General features: G+C 66.3%; 18 protein-coding genes and 1 tRNA gene. 10 read left to right on the plus strand and 9 right to left on the minus strand.

Annotated elements, in window-relative coordinates:
• Positions 1 to 51 precede the first annotated feature (51 nt).
• From ACOZBP_RS09405 to ACOZBP_RS09420, 4 genes are all read right to left on the minus strand, one after another.
• Positions 52 to 3048 carry a TonB-dependent receptor gene (locus tag ACOZBP_RS09405; RefSeq protein WP_422676160.1) on the minus strand — a complete coding sequence of 999 codons (2997 nt, stop codon included), beginning with the start codon at positions 3046 to 3048 and terminating at the stop codon, positions 52 to 54.
• A 90-nt stretch (positions 3049 to 3138) separates the two neighbouring features.
• Positions 3139 to 4086: a FecR family protein gene (locus ACOZBP_RS09410; protein WP_422676161.1), complete on the minus strand. Its 948-nt coding sequence runs from the start codon at positions 4084 to 4086 to the stop codon at positions 3139 to 3141.
• On the minus strand, positions 4083 to 4658 hold the full coding sequence (locus tag ACOZBP_RS09415) for an RNA polymerase sigma factor (RefSeq protein ID WP_422676162.1): 576 nt from the start codon (positions 4656 to 4658) through the stop codon (positions 4083 to 4085). Before ACOZBP_RS09415 ends, ACOZBP_RS09410 begins: the two co-directional genes overlap by 4 nt.
• 519 nt (positions 4659 to 5177) lie before the next feature.
• A complete protein-coding gene (locus ACOZBP_RS09420) occupies positions 5178 to 5807 on the minus strand; it encodes a TonB-dependent receptor domain-containing protein (RefSeq protein ID WP_422676214.1) in 630 nt (209 codons plus the stop codon).
• A gap of 481 nt (positions 5808 to 6288) precedes the next feature.
• Here ACOZBP_RS09420 and ACOZBP_RS09425 point away from each other — a divergent pair, with 481 nt between their 5' ends.
• Positions 6289 to 6600, plus strand: coding sequence for a hypothetical protein (locus ACOZBP_RS09425; RefSeq protein WP_422676163.1), 312 nt, complete (start codon positions 6289 to 6291; stop codon positions 6598 to 6600).
• Between the two features lie 207 nt (positions 6601 to 6807).
• Here the strand turns inward: ACOZBP_RS09425 and ACOZBP_RS09430 are convergent.
• Positions 6808 to 6884 (minus strand) — tRNA-Arg (locus ACOZBP_RS09430).
• Between the two features lie 617 nt (positions 6885 to 7501).
• Between ACOZBP_RS09430 and ACOZBP_RS09435 the strand changes: the two genes are divergently transcribed.
• The 5 genes from ACOZBP_RS09435 to ACOZBP_RS09455 all read left to right on the plus strand — a co-directional run bounded on the left by ACOZBP_RS09435 (position 7502) and on the right by ACOZBP_RS09455 (position 10445).
• Positions 7502 to 7714 carry a hypothetical protein gene (locus ACOZBP_RS09435; RefSeq protein ID WP_422676164.1) on the plus strand — a complete coding sequence of 71 codons (213 nt, stop codon included), beginning with the start codon at positions 7502 to 7504 and terminating at the stop codon, positions 7712 to 7714.
• A 100-nt stretch (positions 7715 to 7814) separates the two neighbouring features.
• Positions 7815 to 8168: a hypothetical protein gene (locus ACOZBP_RS09440; RefSeq protein ID WP_422676165.1), complete on the plus strand. Its 354-nt coding sequence runs from the start codon at positions 7815 to 7817 to the stop codon at positions 8166 to 8168.
• 38 nt (positions 8169 to 8206) lie between these two features.
• The gene (locus ACOZBP_RS09445; RefSeq protein ID WP_422676166.1) at positions 8207 to 9028 is read left to right on the plus strand and encodes a TIGR02587 family membrane protein; all 822 of its coding nucleotides are present in this window, start codon (positions 8207 to 8209) and stop codon (positions 9026 to 9028) included.
• Between the two features lie 2 nt (positions 9029 to 9030).
• Positions 9031 to 9414, plus strand: a complete 384-nt coding sequence (locus ACOZBP_RS09450) for a hypothetical protein (protein WP_422676167.1) — start codon at positions 9031 to 9033, stop codon at positions 9412 to 9414.
• 83 nt (positions 9415 to 9497) lie between these two features.
• The gene (locus tag ACOZBP_RS09455; RefSeq protein WP_422676168.1) at positions 9498 to 10445 is read left to right on the plus strand and encodes a DUF5996 family protein; all 948 of its coding nucleotides are present in this window, start codon (positions 9498 to 9500) and stop codon (positions 10443 to 10445) included.
• Here the strand turns inward: ACOZBP_RS09455 and thrC are convergent.
• A complete protein-coding gene (thrC, locus tag ACOZBP_RS09460) occupies positions 10442 to 11830 on the minus strand; it encodes a threonine synthase (protein WP_422676170.1) in 1389 nt (462 codons plus the stop codon). The genes ACOZBP_RS09455 and thrC overlap by 4 nt on opposite strands.
• A gap of 152 nt (positions 11831 to 11982) precedes the next feature.
• Between thrC and ACOZBP_RS09465 the strand changes: the two genes are divergently transcribed.
• Positions 11983 to 12927: an aspartyl protease family protein gene (locus ACOZBP_RS09465; protein WP_422676171.1), complete on the plus strand. Its 945-nt coding sequence runs from the start codon at positions 11983 to 11985 to the stop codon at positions 12925 to 12927.
• Positions 12928 to 13094: 167 nt separating this feature from the next.
• Here the strand turns inward: ACOZBP_RS09465 and ypfJ are convergent, their stop codons facing one another.
• From ypfJ to erpA, 3 genes are all read right to left on the minus strand, one after another.
• Positions 13095 to 13946, minus strand: coding sequence for a KPN_02809 family neutral zinc metallopeptidase (gene ypfJ, locus ACOZBP_RS09470; RefSeq protein ID WP_422676173.1), 852 nt, complete (start codon positions 13944 to 13946; stop codon positions 13095 to 13097).
• Positions 13947 to 14030: 84 nt separating this feature from the next.
• Positions 14031 to 14423: a hypothetical protein gene (locus tag ACOZBP_RS09475; RefSeq protein ID WP_422676174.1), complete on the minus strand. Its 393-nt coding sequence runs from the start codon at positions 14421 to 14423 to the stop codon at positions 14031 to 14033.
• 43 nt (positions 14424 to 14466) lie between these two features.
• Positions 14467 to 14820 carry an iron-sulfur cluster insertion protein ErpA gene (erpA, locus tag ACOZBP_RS09480; RefSeq protein ID WP_422676215.1) on the minus strand — a complete coding sequence of 118 codons (354 nt, stop codon included), beginning with the start codon at positions 14818 to 14820 and terminating at the stop codon, positions 14467 to 14469.
• Between the two features lie 103 nt (positions 14821 to 14923).
• Between erpA and ACOZBP_RS09485 the strand changes: the two genes are divergently transcribed.
• From ACOZBP_RS09485 to nagZ, 3 genes are all read left to right on the plus strand, one after another.
• Entirely contained in the window at positions 14924 to 16111 is a 1188-nt protein-coding gene (locus ACOZBP_RS09485; RefSeq protein WP_422676175.1) for a deoxyguanosinetriphosphate triphosphohydrolase, read from the plus strand.
• A gap of 83 nt (positions 16112 to 16194) precedes the next feature.
• Positions 16195 to 16989, plus strand: a complete 795-nt coding sequence (locus ACOZBP_RS09490) for an SPOR domain-containing protein (RefSeq protein WP_422676176.1) — start codon at positions 16195 to 16197, stop codon at positions 16987 to 16989.
• 21 nt (positions 16990 to 17010) lie between these two features.
• The gene (gene nagZ, locus ACOZBP_RS09495; protein ID WP_422676177.1) at positions 17011 to 18060 is read left to right on the plus strand and encodes a beta-N-acetylhexosaminidase; all 1050 of its coding nucleotides are present in this window, start codon (positions 17011 to 17013) and stop codon (positions 18058 to 18060) included.

Genomic DNA, 18060 nt, shown 5'->3' on the forward strand with positions numbered 1-18060 from the left:
CATGGGAATGCGGCCGCACCGGGGGACCGGTGCGGCCGTGCCTCATCCGTTTCAGAATCGGATGGAGGCCCCGATGGACAGGGTTCGGCCGCTTACCGTGCTGGTCATCAGACGGCGGGCGTCGGTGTCGGCATACTGGGTGACGGGTTCATCGGTGATGTTGAGCGCATCGACCCGAATCTGAACCGAGGGCGTCACATTGTAGTAGGCCGTCGCATCAACCACGGTGGACGGGGCGAAATACTCACCAACGTTGTCGTTGCCGCCGTTGCCTTTGCGATAGCGCGAGCGCGAGGCCATCGACACACGCCCGCCGACCCGTTCGCTGTCGTAATAGAGGGTGGCGTTGTAGGACCATTTGGACAGATCGACCAATGGAAGCCGGTGCGCGACGCCGTTGTAGAAGACGTCCGTCTCGCCATCCGCATAGGTCACATTGGCCAATACGCCGAAGCCGTCCAAGGGCGCCGGCAGGAAGTCGAAATCACGCCGGGCGGACAACTCGACGCCCCGGATCCCCGCGCCGGGACCGTTGACGGGCCGGGTGAAGTTGAACACGACCGAGCCGTCCTGACCCTCTTCGAGCAGATCGAGGGGATAGCCGGTTTCGCTGTAGGGGACGGTCGAGGTCTCGGTCGTGACGAAGGACTTCATCTCCTTGTGGAAGACGCTCAGCCCCAGGTAGCCGCGTTTGCCGTCATAATATTCGATGGCGCCTTCGATCGAGTCCGCCGTGTAGGGGGTCAGGTTGGGGTTGCCCGCGCTGATCGTGCCGCCATAGCCCGCGACCCGCACCGTGGCGGCCGCGCTGAGATCGCCGAGAGCGGGGCGGCTGATGTTGCGGTTGGCGCTGAAGCGCACGACGAGTTCGGGGCTGACGTCGAGGGCGATGTTCAGCGCCGGCAGGAAGCCCTCGTAGCGATTGGTGATTTCGACGGGCACGAGCCCGGCGCTGGTGACCGATGAGCCGATGGAAACCAGTTCGGTGTCGTAGTAGCGCACGCCGATATTGGCGCGCAGACCGAACGGGCCGACGTCGGTGTCGAGGTCGTATTGGCCGAAGGCCGACACCGTCTGCTCCTCGACCGAATAGTCGGTTCCGACCGACAGGTTCCGGGCGTCAAGGGTTCCGCTCTGTCCCAAGGCTTTGAAGATCGCAGCCACGTCGCCGACCACATAGGGCAGGGCGGTGGAATGGTCCGTCAGCATCGTCGGGATCGAGGCCAGCGCGTTGCGATTTTCGTAGTTGGCGGTCGCATCATAGCGGAAACCGCTGTTGGTGAACTTCTTGAACGATGCGCCCGCCTTGATGGTCGAGATGGCGCTGGGCGTCCATTTCAGCCCGGCCTCGCCGGTGTAGAATTCGTTTTCGATATGGTCCCGGCGCCACTGGATCGACTGCAGATCCCACGCCTCAGGATCGGTCGGATCGAAGTCGTAGGTATTGACCGGGTTGTCCGTGTCCAAGCCGCTGAACGACACCGTGTGACCCACGGATTCCAGATAGACGCGCTGCCAGTTGGAATCGAAGGTCGAACTCGACCAGCCCAGAAGCCCGGAAACCTCCAGATTGTCGGTCAGCATGGTGCGCCCGTTCAAGGCGGCCTGCCAGAACTCGGTCTGATCGACGGTCGGCTTGGACTCGGAGCGAACATCGACGCCGGACACGACGGCGTCCGTGATGCTGTTGTAGCGGTCGAGCGTGACAGACTGCAGCACCTGGGTTCCGCGGACGTCGTTGGCGGACAGGCCGTTCGTGCCGGCGTTGCCCAGTACGTGCTCGTCCCGGTTGTTCGTGAGTTGCCCGTACATCAGATCGAGCGTGACGTCGGTCGCGTCGCTGGGCTGATACTGCAGCGTCGAGGTCAGACCGATCCGCTCGCGTTCATTGAACCAGGTGCCATAGGTCTGCGCGCGGGAGTTCCAGGCCCGTTCGGCGCCCGTAGCGTTGACCAGTCTGTCGCGATCCTCGGCCGAGACGCCGGAACCGACGTTGGCCGCTCCGAAATTCATCTTGGACCAGTTCCAGTTGCGATAGCCCCACTCGACCGTCTCGGCGGAACTGTAGGCGACCGACACCAGAGCGCCGAAGTCACCCCAGCGGTCCGACGCCAGCGCGACGAGACGCGGTCCCGGCGTGTCAGTGTACTGGTTGGACTGAACCTTGGCGTTGGCGACGAAGGTCCGGCCCTGATAGTCGAAGGGCTTGGCCGTGCGCAGCGACACCGTGCCGCCGATCCCGCCCTCGTCCTGTTCTGCGGCGTAGGACTTTTCGACCACCACTTGGTTGAAAAGTTCGGAGGCGAAGACGCTGTAGTCGAATGAGCGAGAGCGGCTGGCGCCGCTTCGGCTGTCCATGCCGGACGCCGTATTGCTGAGAACCTCCATGCCGTTCAACTGGGTGCGGGTGAACTCGGGGCCCAGGCCCCGCAAGGAAATCTGTCGGCCTTCACCGCTGTCCCGCGTGATCGCCACGCCGGGAACGCGCTGGAGCGCCTCCGCCAGGTTCTGGTCGGGAAAGGCGCCGATGTCCTCGGCAAGGATGACTTCTTGCGACCCCGTCGCCGCCTTCCTTCGCGACAAGGCGCGGCTCAGGCTCGACCGGAAGCCTGTGACGACGACCTCGTCGAGGGTCGTGAGCGTTTCCGAGGGGTAGGTTGGCTGAACTGCCGATTGGGCCGGGATCGACGCCGTGGTTGGAGCCTGGGCCAGAGCCACATGAGCCCCCTGACGACGGGAAACGGAAACCGTACGGCCGGAAAGACGGACATCAACCGGAAGTCCGCGTGTCAGTTCCGCCAGGGCTGCGGACGCCGTCATCGACCCGTTCAACGGTGCGCCGCGAAGGCTTTCAAGATCGGCCGCCGAAGACGCGACCTGCAGATCGGTCACGCGGGAGAAGGCGATGAGTGCGGTTTCAAGCTCCTGGGCCGGCTGGTTGAAGCTGTAGGTGCGGCTGCGTTCAACGGGCGCCTGGGCCCAGACCGGCGACGCCGTCATGGGCACGATCGCCGTCGTGGCGAGCAGAAGGATAAGGTGGTTTCGCATGAAGTCCCCCGAGTTGGTTTCGAGGGGAAAACGGTCCGGCGCAGAGGAACCGGACAAATAGAATGTGTAAGTTTTCGCGTCGTTTATGTTTCAGTTTGGTGTGGAAATAAAGAGAGTTCCAGATCGGCGCGAGAGTTCTATATCGTATGAGCTTTCGATGCCTTTCAGGGCGGTTTCGGGATCGGAAACATTGAATCGACCCACGATCATCAGGTTTTCTGATTTGATGTCAGAAATTTCTATTGGAGTTTTGCTGTGCCGGCGTAATTTCTCGACCAGATCGGAGAGGGGAATGTTTTGCGCGACGAACCAGCCGGACGACCACTGGCTGTCTTCCACCTGCATGGCGACCCTCTCGATGCCTTGATCGGTCACTCGAACTGCATCGCCGGCCGCCAGCCTGTCGCTGCCCTTGTCTGCTTTAACGTTTACGGCCCCGCGGGTCACGGCGACGCCGACGCGGCCCTGGGCCAGTCGATCGACGTGAAACGCGGTGCCGAGCACGACGACGTTGACCTGACCGGCGTCGACGTCGAAGGGGCGGTTTGTGTCGTGGGCAACGTCGAAGCCCGCCTCGCCGCGTTCCAGTCTAACTGTCCGGCGCCATGGCAGATACTGCACGTCGATCCGACTGTTGCCCCCCAGGTGTACGGTCGAGCCGTCAGCCAACTGGATCGCATGCCCCTGTCCCGGCAGGCTGGAATAGCTGCGCGGCAAGGTGGTGGAAATGAGCGCGCCGACAATCAGCGCCGCCGCTGACGCGCCGAAGATCGATGCCGCGACCCATCGTGGGCGCCCAGGAAATCGATCCGCAGCCAGAGAGTTCGAGCCGTCCAGCAAGGCTTGTTCAGGCCTCGCGTCCGGCCTTGGAAATCCGTCGTCCCAGAGCGCGGCCATGGCGGCGAAGGCTTCGCGATTGTCCGCGTCGCTCCGCATCCACTGATCGAAGGCGGCGCCGTCTCGTGCGTCGAAGGCCGGACGGTTCATGCGCTCAACCCAGAAGGCGGCCTCGGTTCTCACCTTTTCACTGGGCGTCACGAGAGCGATCCTTTGAGTTCTTCCCCGTCTTCCATCGCTTCGCGCAAATCTGAAAGCCCTCGCACGACATGTTTCTCGACGGCGGCCGTCGAGAGATTCATCTCGGCCGCGATGCGGGGGATGGATTGGTTGTCGATCCGTCTCCGTAACAGCACCGCGCGCCTCAGCGGAGGAAGCCGTTCAAGGGCGGCGGTTAGCCGGGCCAGTCGCTGGCGGTCCGATGCGATCCTGTCCGGCAGCGGTTCACCGCAGGGATAGGTGTCCAAGACAGCGTCTCCATAGCGAGACTCCCCGCGAAAACGGTCGACGAGACAGTTGGCCGCGATCCTGAACGCCAGGGCGAAAAGGCTCGCCGTCTGACCCTGCCGCGTATAGTGCAGAAGCTTGGTCAGGCTTTCCTGGGCGACATCCTCGGCCACATCGCGGGAATGGCCGCGACGCCGGACATAGACCAGCACCGCATGTCGCACCGCACGCCAATCGGCATCCGAGAGGTCGGCGTGTCGAGGTTCGCCACCGGCCTCTGCAGCGGTTTCGACCCGAAATCCTTTGGCGGAGTTATCCTGACGCACGCCGCACGCCATAGATGCGGTCTGTGACAGAAATAACCGGGCATGACGCCGGGCCGCTCGCCTGGGCCTTAGGCTTTTATTGATCTGGCGTCGAGCTAACCATGCTGCTGCAACGGTTGCATATGTGGTTCGACTCCAGAGTCGGACGCGGATGTTCCGCCGGGTACTGGGTGCCGGGGACTGTATTGTCAGGATGGTCGCCGCCCGACCTGGCCTGCGTTCGAAACCGGCGACGAAGCGAGTGATGGTGCTCGACGAAGTGGTCCGCTCGGGCGGTGTTGCCGAATAGTGCGGCGCTCGACATGTCTGAGGCGGTGCACGGCGCCATCCGCTGAAGGATCGTATCGACGGCAGGCCAATGTCCACTTCCCGGAGCGAGGTCAGAGTCCGGTCCTGGCGCATTCGCGACGTCTGCAAATGACCATGCCTGACTCAGATTGGCGCTTCGGAAGTTTTGCTTTTCGGATACGACCGCCTCAACCTCGACCAAGACTCTTGTCGGTATTTGGCCGTGGACCCTCAAAACTCGGCTCTCAGCGATGCCCGGAGGGTTCGCGGGGCGCCGGGATAGATCCAGTTCGAGTTGTACGAGCTCTGGGCATAGTGTTCGTCCAGAAGATTGTCCGCCTCGGCCCGGAAGGTGATCTTCGGGGTGAGGGGCGTCTCGAAGGCCGCCTTGGTTTTCCAATAGCCGGGCAGCAGAAGGCCGCTGGTGTCGGTCGCGCCGGACCTTTCTCCGACATAGCTCACGCCGCCGCTCAACGACCATTCGCGGCCCGCATCCGAGCGATAGACGACGAACACCGTGCCCGATTGATCCGGTACATTGAGGGCCAGAGGCGTGGCGAAGGTGTCGTCGTTGTTCCGGGCCTCGTTCCAGATGAAGTTGGCCACAACCTGCCACCGCCGGCCCATGCGCAAGGAGGCGTCGAACTCGACGCCACGGCTTCGCAACGACCCGACCGGCGCCAGGAAGTTGACGTCGTTAGGGTCGGTGGTCAGGACGTTGCTCTTTTCGATGTCGAACGCGGTGACGCCGACATCGAGACCGTCCCAGCGTCCGGACAGTCCGACCTCCCAGCCCCGGCCCTCCTCAGGGGCGAAGGCGGCTCCGCTGGAGCCGCTGCCGGAATTGATCCCGATGTGCAGTTCACGTGGAGAGGCCGCGACTTCCTGGAGGGCTGGGTTGAATACAAGCCGACCCCGACCTTAGCGATCCGCGCCCAGATCAATCTCTGGTCGCGGACGCCTGAGGCGAGAAGCGCGGTGTCCCCTACATCCTGCGTGTCCGGGACTTGGGGCTCGAGACGTCGATGGCGTCGCTGATTTCGTCGTGACGCAGGGTGACGCTTAGGACGCCGTGCCGCCCTCCACCACGATCGGCGCCGCCTTAGACGCGTCAGCCACAAGGCAACTGTGGAAAGCCCGCTTTGGGTCGTGACGCGACAGAGTCATCTGGCCCCAAACCGGACCTTGGCCAGGCGACCCAAAAGCGGGCGCCGCCAACTTCAGCTAGGGGTGGATAGCGGACATTGGCGTCCCGCTGGGGTAGCCTCTGAAAATGTCCGCATCCGCAGCCAACATATCCGCACTTATCGCTCGAGAAATGTCAGTTCTCACGGACGCCTCTGTGAAAGAGGCCGCGCGTAACGGCCTTGTCGACCCACGCCCCGTCAAACTTAACTGGAATTACGGTCGTCCAGGTCAACAGTTCGACGGATGGATCGTGTTCGATCATGAGGCGATTTCAGACACGCTAATCGTATATTGCGATGAAGGATTTGGTCCCAAGTGTCCTTGGGGTCTCATCATCGCCACCCCTGAGGAGGGCATGCGCTGGATGGGCATGGATAGCGGGTGGTTCCGCTCATTCATGGACGCCTTCTGGGATTCTCACGCGGCCACGCCGTTGATCGAAAGCGGACGAACCGGACGTCCCTGATGGGTCGAACCCGGCCTCAGGCACACTGCCGGAAAACGGACATCCGCCCGAGGATCGGAAGGTCGCCTTTCGGACAGGGGTGCAATGACCGCTACTGGCGCATCGCAGACCTTCAATGGGTGCCGCTTGATGGCGCGTTGAGAATGACTCTCATATTGCGCCGTTCTTAAATGGTTCTGAGCGGGCGCTACCTGGTCCCGACAGTCGTGGCGACCCCGGCAGGACTCCAACCTGCGACCTCGGCTTTAGGAAAGCCTTGCTCTATGCGGCTGAGCTACGGGGCCGTCGCGCCCCGTCCCTAGCGGGTCACGGCGGCGAGGGAAAGACGCAAGTCGCGAGACGGGCGCCCGGCAAGAAAATCCTAGCGGTTAATCTGCGTTAAGCTACAATATCTTGTAGGGAACAAATGCTGAATCAGGCCGTGTCGTTGATTCGGTCATGATTCGTTTCGCGCCTGTTCCGGGTGGCGGGCTTTGGCTGTTTACCAACGGCGTCGGTTCAGATCCTTTGCAGCCGTCTTGCAGGTCGCTCATCGCCTTCGGGCGCCCGAGCCGACTAGCCGGCAAGTGGTAGAGACCGAAAATCGATCCGGACGGTAAAGTCGCGGCTGCGCCCGGAGGTGTCACGCGAGGGGCGAGGAAAAGGCGGCGTCGCGGCGCGCAGCCCCACCCGCGCGCCGGTCAGGAGGCCGATCCCTTGTTTCCGACGACCGATCCCCTGCTTCGTCGCCTGGACCTTGAAGCCGAGGATCGGGAAGCCCTGGCGGCGTTTCTGGCGACGCTCTGAAGGAAGGCGGAGGCCCGCAACGCCGTTCTGGACTGTGCCCAGGAGACAGAAGGCGACAGGCCGTGCACAAGACCCCGCATGATGGCCAAGGCTGTCGACAGGGAAAGGCTGCGCCATGCCAAAGGTCAACGATACGGTTCATATCCGCTTCACCATCCGGGGCATGTCGGGGCCTTTCTGGCAGACCAACGCCACCGTGGCGGCGGTCAGCGGGACGTCTCTATTGCTGGACGGGTTTGATCGTCAGACCCCGGCGGCGGCGTCGGAGTTGAAGCCGGCCGGGGCGGGGCGGTGGACGCTCGACTGGGAAGTTCGCCGTCGACCGTGACGCCAACCGTTCAGATATGAGGCCGGCTCGCGCTTCGCAGGCGTGGAACAGCGAGGCTTGGGTGGCGTTGCCTTGCCAACCCCTGAAACGAGAGGCCGCCATGATTCCCGAAGAAACCCACCGCCACGAAAAGGCTGCCGCCGCTGTCAACGCGGGCCGTCCGGTTGCAGCGCGTCATGTCAGGGGCGGAAGGCCAGGAGGCCGGATACTCGCCATCCTGCTTATGTCCACGGCGGCGGCGGCGGTCCTGCTTCTCGCGCTCTGGGCGCTCAGCAACGGCGCCTTCAGCAACCAGAATCCGACGACGGGCGAGCAGGCGGCGGACGCGCGCACTTTCGAAGGCGATGCTTCGCCGCCGGCCTCTGACGCACCGACGGGCCCGCGGGGCGAGTCGACAGCCACGCCGGCCGGCCAGACGCCGAACGTCAATCCGCCGACCGTAGCTTCCAATTAGGAAAGACGCGGAGAAGAGCGATCAATGGGGCGAACGCCATGAGGGCGCCGGCGACCGACAAGCGGACCGGCGACGCGGCCTACCTTCGGGACCTGGGTCGAGCTTTCGGCGGCGCGCTGCTGTTCTGCCTGCCCTTGATGATGACCATGGAGATGTGGGCGCTTGGACATGCTGCGGCGCCAGAGCGTCTTCTGGTATTCGTTCTGGCCGCTTTGCCGCTCCTCTACGGTCTCGCGCACTACGCCGGATTCTCCGCCCGGCGCGGGCTATTGAACAACGCCCTGGACACCTGGGTCGCGCTCGGCGTGGGATTCGTCACGGCGGGGGGCTTGCTGTTCCTCTTCAACGTTCTGGACCGCAGCTCTCTTGCGGCGGCCACGGGTCAGGTCTCGCTTCAGGCCATCCCCGCCGCGCTCGGCGCTCTGGTCGCACGGCGCCAGTTGTCCGCTGACACCGGCGACGGTGACGAGGAACAGGTTTCCTACCCGGGCGAACTGTTCCTGATGCTTGCGGGAGCGCTCTATTTCGCCATGAACCTCGCGCCTACGGAAGAGATGCGGCTGATCGCCTATCGGGCGACGCCGCTGGGGACCTTGGGCCTTCTCATCCTGTCGGTGTCCCTGCTCCATCTGATCGTGTTCGAGGCCGGGTTCGCCGGGCAGGAGAAGCAGGAAACCCCGTTGCGAGCGTTCCTCGACTTTACCTTGCCCGGCTACGCGATCTGCCTTGCGGCCAGCGTCGCGATGTTGTGGGTCTTCGGGGGTCTCGACGGTCATGGCGTTCATTCTCTTGTGAGCAATATCGTCGTGCTGGCCTTTCCGGCTGCTTTGGGGGCCGCTGCAGCGCGGCTGTTGGTCTAGGGATGGCGCGCGCCAAATCGCCTCAGATCCGAAAGGGGATTTCGCGCCTGCAGGCGCTTTGCGCCGCGCTCGGTCTGATGATCACCCTGGGCGCCGTTGTGGTTCTCGTCCGGTCGGTCCTTCTTGACCAGTCGCCGCCGGACCTGACTGTGCAAGCCGAAGCCATCCGGCGCATCGAGAGCGGGTGGGCGGTGGATGTGAAGGTCATGAACCGCGGCGACCAGACGGCGGCGGCTGTCGAGATCGAGGGAGAGGCGGCAGGAGGACGGGTCGGCGCCACGCTCGACTATGTGCCAGGCCATGGGGAAAAGGCTGCTGTGCTCGTCTTCGCCTCAGACGAGCGCCCTCAGCCGCTGCTCCGCATCCGGGGCTGGTCATCGCCCTGACGCCTTGTTCGGTAACTCGACGAAGCTTCTGCAACGATCTCGCCGCGCGGGACTTGAGAAGACGCAAGACAGGGAGCGCCTGGATGACGTCGTATGAGACCAGCCAGCCGTGGCCCGCACTTTCGTCGATGGCGCTGTGGCCGACGATTGAAACCTTGCAGCTGTGGACTCAGATCGTCGGCAAGGTGAAGCTGTCGCAGACACCCTGGCTTAATCACGGCTGGCACGTGTCGCTGCAGGTCTCGGCCCGAGGGTTGGCGACCAGCCTGATACCTCATGAAGTCGTCGGATTTTCCATGGAGTTCGACTTCATCACCGGGGCGCTTGTCGTCCGCGCCAGCGATGGGGGCGAGCGCCGGATCGTGCTGAAATCGGGAACCGTGGCGGACTTCTACGCCGAGATGCAGGCCGCCCTGAGCGCTTTGGGCGTGACCTGCCATATCGACCTGACCCCGGATGAGATGGCCGAGGCCACGCCGTTTCCGCTGGATCATCGGTTTCGAGTTTATGATCCCGAGGTGGCGCGCGGCTACTGGCGGGCGTTGGTCCAGGTCGATCGCGTCCTCAACCGGTTCCGCACCCGTTTCCTGGGCAAGTGCAGCCCTGTCCACCTGTTCTGGGGCGCCTTCGATCTGGCGGTGACCCGGTTTTCAGGACGACCGGCGCCGCTACACCCTGGCGGGGCGCCCAACCTTCCCGACGCGGTGACGCGTGAAGCCTATTCGCACGAGGTGTCGAGCGCGGGCTTCTGGCCCGGCGATCCCTCACGCGAGCCATCCTTCTACGCCTACGCCTATCCGGCGCCGCCGGGGTTCGAGGCGGCCGCGGTGGCGCCGCCTGCGCGCTGGGACGGGGGGCTGGGCGAGTTTCTGCTGCCCTATGAGGCCGTCAGGACCGCAGCCGATCCCGACGCCGTGCTGAGCGCCTTCCTTGAAGCGACCTATGAGGCCGCCGCCGATCTGGGCGGGTGGGATCGCGCGGCGCTGGAATGCGAGGAGGGCCGACCGCGCCACCCTCGGTGGGTGGGTTAGGCGTTAAAGCCCTTCACCGCCGCCAGGGCGGCTTCGGCCGTGTTGTCGATGATGGTCAGGCGCTCGGGCTGGTCGCCCAGGGCGCGGATGACGGGGGCGGGTTCGGGCTGGAAGCCGAGGACATCCGAGACGAAGGCCCCGAACTTGGATGGGTGGGCGGTCGACAGGGCGACGACGGGGCCGCTGGCGCGGTCCAGCTGACGTGCGGCGGCCAGGGCCACGGCGGTGTGGGGGCAGACGACGCGGCCCCAGGCGGCGTGGGCGTGGGCGATCTCGGCCTTGGTCGTCGCCTCATCGATGGAGACGGCGGAGACTTCCGACTTCAGCGCGGCCAGCAGGCCGGGGGACAGGGTGACGGATCCGTCGCGGGCGAAGGTCTCGAACACGGCGCGGGTGGCGTCGGCGTCGCGGCCCGAGGCTTCATAGACCAGACGTTCGAAGTTGGACGGAGCCTGGACGTCCATCGACACGCTGCCGCTCTCGACGGCGGGACGGCGGGCGTAGACGCCCTCGTTGATGGCGCGGGCCAGGGCGTCGTTCTGGTTGACGGCGGCGACGAAGCCGCGCGTTTCCAGACCCATCTTCTTCGCCGCTATGCCGGCGCAGGCGTCGCCGAAATTGCCGGTCGGGACGACGAAGGTCGCCGCCTGACCCAGCTGGGCCGTGGCCGAGATATAATAGGGAATCTGTCCCGCCAGCCGACCCCAGTTGATCGAGTTGACCGACGACAGGCGGCGGCCCTTGCGCAGGGATTCCTCGGCCAGCAGCCCCTTCACCAGACGCTGGCAGTCGTCGAAGTCGCCGCGCACGGCCAGGTTCAGGACATTGTCCGCCTGGACCGTCGTCATCTGCTTGCGCTGCACCGGCGAGACGCGGTCCAGCGGGTGCAGGACGATCAGGTTGATGCGCTCGGCGCCAGCAAAGGCGCGCACGGCGGCGGCGCCGGTGTCGCCGCTGGTGGCGGTCAGCAGGGTCAGCTTCTGGCCGGTGGCGGCCAGGGCCTCGTCCGACAGGGCGGCGACCAGCTGCATCGCCAGATCCTTGAAGGCGGCGGTCGGGCCGTGGAACAGCTCCAGCACGAACAGGCCCGGCTCCAGCTCGACCAGGGGAGTCACCGCCGGGTGGTCAAAGCCCTGGGTCAGGCGGTCCAGCGCGCGGTCGAGCGCGCCGGCGGGCAGGGCGTCGCCGATGAAGGGGGAAATCGCCTCCCTGGCCATCTCCACATAGGTCCGCCCCGGACGCGCCGCATCGACGGGCAGGCTCGGCCAGGCCTGCGGCATGTAGAGGCCGCCGTCGGGGGCGATGCCGCGCAGCAGGGCGTCGGCGAAATTGGTCGGGGCGGCGTCGCCGCGCGTCGAAAGGTAGCGGTCGGGGAAGGTGCTCATGACGGGTCGTTTCTAGCCGCAGGGCGACGCTTCGTCATGATTATTTTGCGTCTGCGAAGGTAATTTGGCGATTTGGCGCAACAAGATGGCGATGTGATCTTCGGCGCCGCAAGGACTGGCGCATCCTCGCGGTCCGGTCCATGTCAGAGGGGATGAGACGCCGTTCCTTTCTGATCCGTGCAGCCGCAGCGGCAGCCGCCATCGGCGGCGGCCTGTGGCTCAAGGACCATGTGATCTGGCGTCGGCCGACGCTGACCTTTGCCGGTGACGAAACCAGCGGCTGGCTCCCTTTCGTTGTCGAGAACGCGGCCACGCCGACCGTGCGGGTGCGGATCGCCGGGCGTGAGGTGACGGCCCTGATCGACAGCGGCGCACAGTATTCGGTGATCGATCGGGCGCTGGTTCAGGAACTGGGCCTGACCAGCTTCTTCGATATGCCGCTGGTGGCTTACGGCGTGGGGGGGCAGCCGCAGGTCGGCCGCGGGGTGACGCTGGACATGGCGGTCGGCACGCTGACGGTGTCAGGTCTGCGCGCGGCCATCCTCGACCTGGGGCCGCTGGCGGACGAGGCGGGCCTGGGCGCGCCCCTGGTGCTGGGACAGGACCTGCTGGGTGCGGCTGTGCTGGAACTGGACATGAATCGCCGCCGCAGTCGTCTGGTCGATCCCGACGGCCATGTTGTTTCGCCCGCGCTGCGACCCGTCCCGGTCAAGCGCAGCGGCACGGCCCTGACCGCCGAGGTGACGGTCGAAGGGGCTGTGATGCGGGCTGTGATCGACACCGGGTTTTCATCGCTGATCGCCCTCAGCCAGGGCGCGGCCGAGGCGGCGGGCCTGCTGGACGGGCGCGCCGAAACCGCCGGGTCCAGCATCGTCCTGGGCGGGGTGGCGCGGGCGCGGGTGATCGAGGCGAAGACTGTGACCTTTGGCGACGACCTGTGGCGCGGGGTGGCGACGCCGGTCTTTGCGAATTCGCCCCTGCCCAATTATCCCGACGCCCTGCTGGGCGTGGCGGCCTTCGAAGACCGCGACGTGGTGCTGGATCTGGGGCGAGGACGTCTGCACGTCTCGCCCCAGATGGATTTGACGGTGGGGTGAAGCCTCGATCCTCCCTTGTGTCGAAGACACGGGGGAGGGGGACCGCCTGACAAGGCGGTGGAGGGGGCGAGCGACAAGCGCGGCGTGACGAGATGAGAAGGTGCGGCAGGTTCCGCCCCCTCCACCACTGCGTGGTCCCCCTCCCCCGCAGGCGGGGGAGGATCAGATTAGAGGCCCTTGAAGGTGTCGCAGGCCGCAGGATCGCCGGTCTGATAGCCGCGTTGCAGCCATTGGACCCGTTGCGCCGCCGAGCCGTGGGTGAAGCTTTCGGGCGAGACGCGGCCGCCGCCGCGACGTTGCAGGGTGTCGTCGCCGATGGCCTGGGCGGTCTTCATGCCCTCTTCCAGATCGCCGGGCTCCAGCGCCACCTGACCGCCCGAGACGGCGGCGGCGTTGCTGGCCCAGACGCCGGCGTAGCAGTCTGCCTGAAGCTCCAGCGCGACGGAATACTTGTTGCCCTCGGCCTGTGACCGCGCCGACTGCTGGGCGCGCTGCACCTGGTCGGTGGCTCCGGTCAGATGCTGGACGTGGTGACCGAACTCGTGGGCGATGACATAGGCCTTGGCGAAGTCGGCGCCCGAGGCCCCCAGCTTGGTCTCCATCTCGCGCCAGAAGCCGAGGTCGAGGTAAACCTTCTGGTCCGCTGGACAGTAGAAGGGACCCATGGCCGACTGGCCCATGCCGCAGCCGGTCTGCGTACCCTGCTCATAGAGGACCGTGGTCGGCGGGGTGTAGCCGCGCAGCTTGGTCTTCCACACGTCGTTGACGTTGGAGCCGATGACCTCGACGAACTGGCCGGCCTGATCCTCGGGCGAGCCCATCTTGCCCGCCTGCTCGGACTGGGTGGCGCCGCCGAACTGGCTGGCGACCTGCTGGGTCGTGGTCGGGTCGATGCCGAAGACGAAATAGCCGATGGCCGCCAGCACCAGAACGCCGATGCCGCCGCCTGCCACGGCCCCGCCGCCCATGCCGCGCCGGTCCTCGATACCGCCGCCGCGCCGTCCGCCCTGCCAACGCATGATGTCGTCTCCGCCCTCAAATCTCGCCCAAAGCTAGGCCGAAACGCGGAGGGTAGGGAAGGGATGCAATTCTCTAATGGCGGATCAGTCGGGGCGGCGATCCAGCCAGGCGTCGATCTCGGTGACGCCGCGCGTCATTTCCTCGCGTCTGGCGGTCTGGGCTTCGCGGGCCTGTCGTTCCTGTTCCAGCGTGCGCGGGGCGTAGGCGGTTGGCGGGGGCAGGGGCGGCGTCGGCTGGCGGGCGGCCTGAAGCTGCTGGGTCGTCAGCTGCGTTTGCAGCCGCTGCTGCTGGGCGAGGGCCTCGCGCTCGGCCGCCTGATTGCGCAGGCGGTCCATCTCATAGCGGTGCTGGTCGGCGATGGCCGAGCCGGGCGAGTAGCCGGCAGGCGGCGGACCCGGCCAGCCGGGCCAGGTCTGGGCGTTGGCGGCCAAGGGCGCGGCGGCCAGAAGCAGGAATGTGAGGATCAGGCGGCGCATGAAGGAAACATGGGCGCCCGTTCGGCGTCCGCCAAGCGGGGCACTAGATGGCGAAGCTGACGCCGCAGCCGCAGCTGGAGGAGGCGTTGGGGTTGCGCACCACGAACTGCGCGCCGGCCAGTTCATCGACGAAGGCGATCTCGGAGCCCTTGAGGAAGGGGATGGAGACGGGGTCGATCACCGCCGCCTGACCGTCGCGACGGATGATCAGGTCATCGGCCTCGGCGGCGTCGACCAGCTCCAGCCGATACTGGAAGCCCGAACAGCCGCCGCCGTCGACGGCGACGCGCAGCATGACCGGCTTGCCCTCGATCTCGGCCAGCTTGGCCAGGCGTTTCGCCGCGCTCTCGGCCAGAAGGATGCCTTCCGGGGCGCGGGGGGAAACCGAAAGCGACAGGTCGCGGACTGATTCTGTGGATTGGACGGTGCTCACGCCTCTCTATATGAGGAGCGGACAGGCGTTCGCAAAGGCCTGTGCTGCAATAGAAGTGCTGTCCGCCTTGAGCCAGACCCGCGCGTCCTTCGCCGAAGACCCCGCCGCCAGCCGTGGCCGCCATGTTTTCGAGCCCGCCAGCCGCACCCGCACCCCCTTCGCGCGCGACCGTGACCGCATCATCCACGCCACCGCCTTCCGCCGCCTGAAGGAGAAGACCCAGGTCTTCGTGGCGCACGAGGGCGACCATTATCGCACCCGCCTTACCCACAGTCTGGAAGTGGCCCAGATCGCCCGGTCGCTGGCCCACGCCCTGCGGCTGGACGACGATCTGGCCGAGACCATTGCTCTGGCCCACGACCTGGGGCATCCGCCGTTCGCTCATGCGGGCGAGGACGAGCTTCAGGCCCAGATGGCCGACTACGGCGGCTTTGATCACAACGTCCAGAGCTTCCGCGTCATCACCGAGCTGGAAGTCCGCTATCCGAAATTCCTCGGCCTGAACCTCAGCTGGGAAACGGTCGAGGGCGTCATCAAGCACAACGGGCCGGTGATGCATCACCTGGGCGAACCTGCGTGGAAGACGGTCGCCGCCTATGCGCCGGGCGGCGCGGCGGACTGGGACCTGAGGCTCGACACCTTCGCCTCGCTGGAGGCCCAGTGCGCGGCCATCGCCGACGACATCGCCTATAACAACCACGACGTGGACGACGGGGTGCAGGCAGGGCTGTTCACCCTGGCCGACCTGGCGGAGGTGCCGCTGATCGGGCCTTGCCTGGCCGAGGCGCGCCGCGACTGGCCTGCGCTGGACGACCGCATGATCCGGCTGGAGGCTGTGCGCCGCATGATCGGCATCATGGTCGACGACGTCCTGGCCGAGACCGAGCGGCGGCTGGCCGAACACCGCATCGTCACCGTCGAGGACGTGCGTCTGGCCCCGCAGATGATGGTGCAGTTCTCAAGCGCCATGATGGCCGACCTGGGCGTCCTGCGCCGCTTTCTGTTCGAGCGGATGTACCGCCACTACCGCGTCAATCGCACCCGCAGCCAGGCGCGCCGCGTCCTGTCGCAACTGTTCCACCTGTTCATGGAAGAACCCGAGGTCATGCCGCCCGAATGGTCGGCCCAGGCCCTGTCGGATGATCCGGTCAAGCGGGCGCGGGCGGTGTGCGACTATATCGCCGGGATGACCGACCGCTACGCCATCGAAGTCCACGGCAAATTGTTCAGCCTCGACCTGGCGCTTGATCTGTGATTCGAAAGAGGCCACGGGCGGGCTTAGACTGATGTTTCTCACGCGCCGATTCGCGCGCGGAGCCGATCCAGAAAGCGCGACCCATGTCCTACGACGACGATCACCGAGGCAACCCCAACGCCGGCCGTGAACGGGGGGCCTATACGCCGCCCACCGACGACGACCTGCCGTTCGAGCGTCGCAGCTATGATCCCCGTCGCGCGCCGGCCGCCAAGTCGCCGCCGATCACCCTGATCATCAGCGCCATCGTCCTGCTGCTGCTGATCGTGGCCGTGGTGGTCTTCTATCGATCGGGCGTGCGGTCCTCGACCGACGCCCCGCCTGCCGTGGGCACCCCCGTCGAAAGCATGAAGGTCGAGGCCCCGCTGGACGCCCAGCCGATCGACCCGGAAGCGGGCGTGCGCGTCTATCGCGACGGCGGCGAGGCGACCGACGCCGTCCCCACCTTCACCCCCGGCCCGGAAGCCGTCGCCCCGCGCCCGGCGCCCCAGCCTCTGCCCGCCGCGCCGACGGCCCTGCCGCCCGCCGCCCCGGCTGTGGCCGCTCCGGCCAACCCCGCGCCTGTGACCGCAGCGCCCGCCGTCAAGGCTCCGGCGGCTCCGGCGGCTCCGGCTCCGGCCGCTCCCGCCGCCGCCGGCGGTTCGTCGGGCGTGCAGATTGGCGCCTTCTCCTCGACCGCCATCGCCGACCGGGAATACGCCGCTGTCGCCGCCCGCTTCGGCTCGTTCGCCTCGGGCGCCGAGAAGCGCGTGCAGGAAGTCACCGCCGCCAACGGCTCGACCGTCTATCGCACCACCTTCACCGGCATGAGCCGCGACCGCGCCGTCGCCTTCTGCAACGCGCTGAAGGCCGCTGGCCGCGACTGCATCGTCCGCTAAGACGAGCGGGAAAGTAGACGCATGACCTCCGCCGCCATCTACGGCTGTTCCGGCCACAGGCTGACGGCGGAGGAGCGCGACTTCTTCGCCCAAGTCCGCCCCTGGGGCTTCATCCTGTTCCGCCGCAACGTGGACAGCCCCGATCAGGTCAAGGCCCTGGTCGACGACCTGCGCGACAGCGTGGGCCGGCCCGACGCCCCGGTCCTGATCGATCAGGAAGGCGGCCGGGTGCAGCGCCTCGGCCCGCCGCACTGGCCCAAATATCCGCCGGGCTCAGCCTATCTGAAGGCCGTCAATGATCCGATGACGGCGCGCGAACTGGTGCGTCTGGGTGCGCGGCTGATGGCCCATGACCTGCGCGCGCTGGGCATCACCGTCGACTGCGTGCCGGTGCTGGACGTGCCGGTTCCGGGCGCCCACGACATCATCGGCGACCGCGCCTATGCCCAGGACCCCGCCACCGTGACCCAACTGGGCCGGGCGGCGGCCGAGGGCCTGCTGGCGGGCGGCGTCCTGCCTATCATCAAGCACATCCCCGGCCATGGCCGCGCCTTCGCCGACAGCCACCACGACCTGCCGGTGGTCGAGACCGATCTGGCCACGCTGGACGCCTGGGACTTCGCCCCCTTCAAGGCCTTGTCGGACATGCCGATGGCCATGACGGCCCACGTCGTCTTCACCGCCGTCGATGCCAGGCGCCCGGCCACGACGTCGAAGAAGGGCATCCGCCTGATGCGCGAGCATCTGGGCTTCTCCGGCCTGATCATGTCCGACGACCTGTCGATGAAGGCCCTGTCGGGAACCCTGACCCAGCGCGCCGAACAGTCGCTGAAGGCCGGCTGCGACGTCATCCTGCACTGCAACGGCGACCTCGGCGAAATGCGTCAGGTCGCCGAAGGAACCGGCAAGCTGAAGGGTGAGGCCCGGCGCCGCGCCGAGGCCGCGCTGAACCGCATCGTCCAGACGCCCGAACCGCTGGACGTGGCCGAGGCCCGCGCCCGGCTGGAGGCGGCCCTGAGCGGCCGCTTCGACGCCGCCAAGGGGCCGGACGTCGGCGAGGCGCAGGCCTAG

It is taken from the genome of Brevundimonas sp. NPDC058933, from assembly GCF_049315965.1.
GTDB lineage: Bacteria > Pseudomonadota > Alphaproteobacteria > Caulobacterales > Caulobacteraceae > Brevundimonas.

Bases quoted from the DNA above. Each gene is read 5' to 3' on its own strand.
- ACOZBP_RS09450 (WP_422676167.1), top strand. From the start codon at position 9,031: ATGGCGCGCGCCAAATCGCCTCAGATCCGAAAGGGGATTTCGCGCCTG.
- thrC (WP_422676170.1), bottom strand. From the start codon at position 11,830: ATGAGCACCTTCCCCGACCGCTACCTTTCGACGCGCGGCGACGCCGCC.
- ACOZBP_RS09455 (WP_422676168.1), top strand. From the start codon at position 9,498: ATGACGTCGTATGAGACCAGCCAGCCGTGGCCCGCACTTTCGTCGATG.
- ACOZBP_RS09440 (WP_422676165.1), top strand. From the start codon at position 7,815: ATGATTCCCGAAGAAACCCACCGCCACGAAAAGGCTGCCGCCGCTGTC.
- ACOZBP_RS09490 (WP_422676176.1), top strand. From the start codon at position 16,195: ATGTCCTACGACGACGATCACCGAGGCAACCCCAACGCCGGCCGTGAA.
- nagZ (WP_422676177.1), top strand. From the start codon at position 17,011: ATGACCTCCGCCGCCATCTACGGCTGTTCCGGCCACAGGCTGACGGCG.
- ypfJ (WP_422676173.1), bottom strand. From the start codon at position 13,946: ATGCGTTGGCAGGGCGGACGGCGCGGCGGCGGTATCGAGGACCGGCGC.
- ACOZBP_RS09445 (WP_422676166.1), top strand. From the start codon at position 8,207: ATGAGGGCGCCGGCGACCGACAAGCGGACCGGCGACGCGGCCTACCTT.
- ACOZBP_RS09435 (WP_422676164.1), top strand. From the start codon at position 7,502: ATGCCAAAGGTCAACGATACGGTTCATATCCGCTTCACCATCCGGGGC.
- ACOZBP_RS09465 (WP_422676171.1), top strand. From the start codon at position 11,983: ATGAGACGCCGTTCCTTTCTGATCCGTGCAGCCGCAGCGGCAGCCGCC.
- ACOZBP_RS09405 (WP_422676160.1), bottom strand. From the start codon at position 3,048: ATGCGAAACCACCTTATCCTTCTGCTCGCCACGACGGCGATCGTGCCC.
- ACOZBP_RS09475 (WP_422676174.1), bottom strand. From the start codon at position 14,423: ATGCGCCGCCTGATCCTCACATTCCTGCTTCTGGCCGCCGCGCCCTTG.